General features: G+C 29.7%; 5 protein-coding genes and 1 pseudogene. 1 reads left to right on the top strand and 5 read right to left on the bottom strand.

Annotated elements, in window-relative coordinates; translation table 11 throughout:
• The 3 genes from KHW44_RS07270 to KHW44_RS07260 form a co-directional block, all read right to left on the bottom strand.
• A partial coding sequence (locus KHW44_RS07270; protein WP_304067795.1) for an ATP-dependent Clp protease proteolytic subunit occupies positions 1-218 on the bottom strand: 218 nt, incomplete at its 3' end.
• Between the two features lie 40 nt (positions 219-258).
• Positions 259-1,584, bottom strand: a complete 1,326-nt coding sequence (tig, locus tag KHW44_RS07265) for a trigger factor (RefSeq protein WP_304067792.1) — start codon at positions 1,582-1,584, stop codon at positions 259-261.
• 123 nt (positions 1,585-1,707) lie between these two features.
• On the bottom strand, positions 1,708-2,694 hold the full coding sequence (locus tag KHW44_RS07260; RefSeq protein WP_304067788.1) for a cell wall-binding repeat-containing protein: 987 nt from the start codon (positions 2,692-2,694) through the stop codon (positions 1,708-1,710).
• A gap of 128 nt (positions 2,695-2,822) precedes the next feature.
• On the opposite strand from KHW44_RS07260, the gene KHW44_RS07255 reads away from it, so the two are divergent.
• Entirely contained in the window at positions 2,823-3,485 is a 663-nt protein-coding gene (locus KHW44_RS07255; protein ID WP_304067785.1) for an AraC family transcriptional regulator, read from the top strand.
• Positions 3,486-3,499: 14 nt separating this feature from the next.
• On the opposite strand, the gene KHW44_RS07250 is transcribed toward KHW44_RS07255, so the two are convergent.
• On the bottom strand, positions 3,500-3,640 hold the full coding sequence (locus tag KHW44_RS07250; RefSeq protein ID WP_304067782.1) for a FeoB-associated Cys-rich membrane protein: 141 nt from the start codon (positions 3,638-3,640) through the stop codon (positions 3,500-3,502).
• Between the two features lie 27 nt (positions 3,641-3,667).
• Positions 3,668-3,888 (bottom strand): annotated as a pseudogene (locus tag KHW44_RS07245) (ferrous iron transporter B); the annotation flags it as partial.

The raw sequence follows: 3,888 nt of genomic DNA, 5'->3' as shown, positions 1-3,888 counted from the left end.
CTTACAGAACCTCCTGGTGAATTGATATATAATTGAATATCCTTTTTTGGATCTTCACTTTCTAAGAACAATAATTGAGCTATAACAAGATCCGCCATCTGATCATTAACTTCGCCTGTGACGAAAATAATTCTTTCTTTTAAAAGTCGAGAGAAAATATCGTAAGATCTTTCACCTCTATTACTTTGTTCTACAACCATTGGTACTAAAGATGGCATAATAATAACCTCCTATTATTAATTCTAATTTATTGATATATTATTTATCTTCTTTTGTGTCTTCAGCTTTCTTTGTTTCAAATTTAGTGATTTCTACTAATTTTTCTAAAGCTTTCTTTCTCTTGATGTCTTCTTTTAAGAATTCTACATTTGGACTGTTTTTGAATTCTTCGATGAATTTTTCTTCGTCATCTTGTCCGTAAACTTTAGCGAATTCTTTTAATTGTTCATCTAATTCTTCATCTGTTGATTCGATGTTTTCTTTTTCTATATATTTTTCTAATACCAAATCACCTTTAACCTTTAATTCAGCGTTAGCTCTTAATTCGTTTTTAACATCTTCTTCTGAAGTGTTAGTGATTTGGAAGTATTGATCTGTATTTAAACCCATTTGTTGAACTCTTCTTGCAAAATCTTGGAATTGACGGTTTACTTCGTTGTCAATCATAGATTCTGGAACTGAAATTTCAGTAGCATCAATCAAAGCTTCTACAGATTTATTTTGTTTTTCAACTAATTGTCTTTGTTCGTTGTCTTTTTCTAAGTGTTCTTTGATGTCTTTCTTGTATTCGTCAAGAGTATCGAATTCAGAAACGTCTTTTACAAATTCATCATCTAATTCAGGCAATACTTTTTCTTTGATTGAGTTGATTTTGCATTCAAATTTAGCATCTTTTCCCTTTAAAGAATCTTCGTGGTAATCTTCTGGGAATTTAACATTAACGTCAAATTCATCTCCAACATTGTGACCTACGATTTGTTCTTCAAATCCTGGAATAAATGTGTGTGAACCTAAAACTAATTCGTAATCTTCTGCTTCGCCACCGTCAAATGCTTTATCTTCTACAAATCCTTTGAAATTGATAGAAACAGTGTCATTTTCCTTAGCTTCTCTTCCTTCAACTTCTTGAACTCTTGCGTTTGATTCTAATTCGTGGTTAATTTTCAAATCAACATCAGAATCAGTTACTTTGTATTCTTCGATTTCTGCTGAAAGATTAGAATAATCACCTAATTCGAATTCTGGTTTCAAATCAACAGTGAATTTTACTTTTACATCATTGTTTTCAGTAATGTCATCAAGATCGATGTCAGGTTGAGAAACTGGTTCTAATTCTAATTCTTCGATAGCTTTTTCGTAAATTCCTGGTAATAAAAGATTTACAGCATCTTCGTAGAATAATCCTTCACCATAAGCTCTTTCCAACATTTTTCTTGGAACTTTACCTTTTCTAAATCCTTTTAAACTAAATCTAGATCTATTCTTTTTATAACTTTCCTCAATTGCGTTATTGAAATCTTCTGCAGGTATTTCACATGTGAATACCGCTTGATTATTTTCTTTACTTACAAGCACTGCGCTCATACTTTCCTCCTAATTTTTATTTAAAACTTAAATTAATTTCACTTAAAATAGAAATTCCAGCTAATATTATACCCTAAATACCATTTTTTTTAAAGTTTTTTAGCTAAAATGATTAAAAAACTGTCATTTTTGTTCAACTTTGTAGTATAAATCCAATTTTTTTGCTAATTTTTCGAAATTATCTTCCCCTTTTCCAATATATGCACCGTTTTGTATAGATGTCGTGAGAAGTTTATTGGTAGTCTTGTCTACATTTCCTTCATTTACCAAAATATTTACGTAATTTTTTTGTAGACTCACATATGATGCCAATAAAGATGTTCTGATATCTTTATATTCTGTAAAAATAATTTTAGAATACTTGATATCTGAGTTTTGAGCATAGTTTGCATCATAGACCGATCTGTAATCATTTCGTGTCACTTTAAAACCATTTTGCTTTAACTTTTCATCGTATTCCCTACTTATTATAGATGTCGGTTGGTCAATCAAAATATTTGAAATCCCCTTGTCAATAGCAAATTTGGTAATTGATTCGTCAAATTTCTTACCTTGTACAAATGTAATCGCGTATCCATTTTTAAGATAGTAACCCATCTTCGCTTGAACAAAATTGAAATTAGACAAATCGCTAATAACTAAAGTATCTGTAGGATTAAGATTCGTGTTCTCTTTGATGACATTCTTGGATACTTCTACACGATCTCTGCCGTCAATTCTTGTAACTAACAAACCACTCAATTTCAAGTTATCAGCAATTTCTTCTGAAACTGATTTGGGTCCACCAATTATATACACGTTTTTTGCTTTCAACCTATTAACTTCTTTTAATATTGGACTTTCTTTCTTTATATATGCTCCATCATTTTGAATAAGCAAAATCGCAGCTTTATTCTTATACGCAAAGCTTAGAGCTGAAATTATATCGCTTTCTTTTTTTTCATTTACTATGACTAAGTTCGCATTTTTATCGTAAACTTCTTCCGTCAATTTTTCTGACAAATCGGAGACGTCTTTCTCAATTATTTTATCCAGAACTACATCCGTATTCGCAAATGATTTTGTCGATAAAAGCAACAAACACATACACAAAATTAAAATTCTTTTCATAATTACCTCTTCATTAATTATATATTAAAATCAAATCAAATTGCAAAAATATATCATTTCTTGCAATTTCAAGCAAATTAGTTATATAATTAGTTCGTAACACTCTAAAATAATGAAAGGAATTGTATATGTTCGAATTGGAATCAAAGTTAATAAAGGCTGTTCAGCTAAAATCAAACAAAAAAGCACATGATTTGGCTGATGAGTTATTAAAAAATTGGGAAGATTCTGAAACTAATATTAGATCCCAAAAGAACACAATTATTCAGTTGTTGGCTATATTTTCATGGAATCAGGTGAAAAATATAAACGATTCTCAAAGTTTAAAATATTGTGAAAACGAAAAAAACAAACTATTATATAAAGTAGAAAATAATGAAACTGAAAACAACAGTGAAATACTTCACGAAATCGTAGAATATTACACTACAAACCAAAATATATTTACAAAAGGTTGTGAAAACCCATTAATCAGAAGAGCGTTGGATTACATTTACAATAACAGTGAACAAAAAATTTCTTTGGATATTCTATCTGATCACTTGCACGTATCCAAAAGCTATTTGTCGACATTGATTTGTCAGAATACTGGAACCAATCTTCCAAATATTTTGACTACTTTTAGAATAGAAAAGAGTCTACTACTTTTGACTTACACCGACAAATCTATTAGTGAGATTTCAAAGGAAGTTGGGTTTCAATCTGATTCGTATTTTTGTCAACAGTTTAAAAACATAAAACAAATTACACCGAAAAAATTCAGGACAATAACAAAGCGTGACCTATGCTAAAGGCCACGCTTTTTTTATTGTTTATTGTAATTTTTAGAATGAGGGCAAGAAGTGGAACCGCAATCGCAGCTACCACCTTTTTTAATCATACGACGTACTGCAAACACAATTGCTACGACAATTATTGATAATACTACTATATCTGCTATATTCAAAAAATCACCTTCTTTTTAATTCTAAATCTATTCTACTGCTCTTTTTGATTCATTGTTTTTATATTTATCTTTTCTAAATATCATATACAACATTCCAACTAACACTACAAGTGCTATTGCTGTCATAATTGTGAATGGTTGTTTTACTGCCAACACATTTAAGAATTGATATACCATAAACGATATTAAATATGCAAAAACAATTTGATAAATAATCGCAAATGCTGTCCATTTTGAAGAATTCATTT

Source organism: Finegoldia magna (assembly GCF_018371055.1).
GTDB lineage: Bacteria > Bacillota > Clostridia > Tissierellales > Peptoniphilaceae > Finegoldia > Finegoldia magna_I.
The sequence above is the reverse complement of the archived record's forward strand: the minus strand, read 5'-3'. Positions and strand labels throughout refer to the sequence as shown.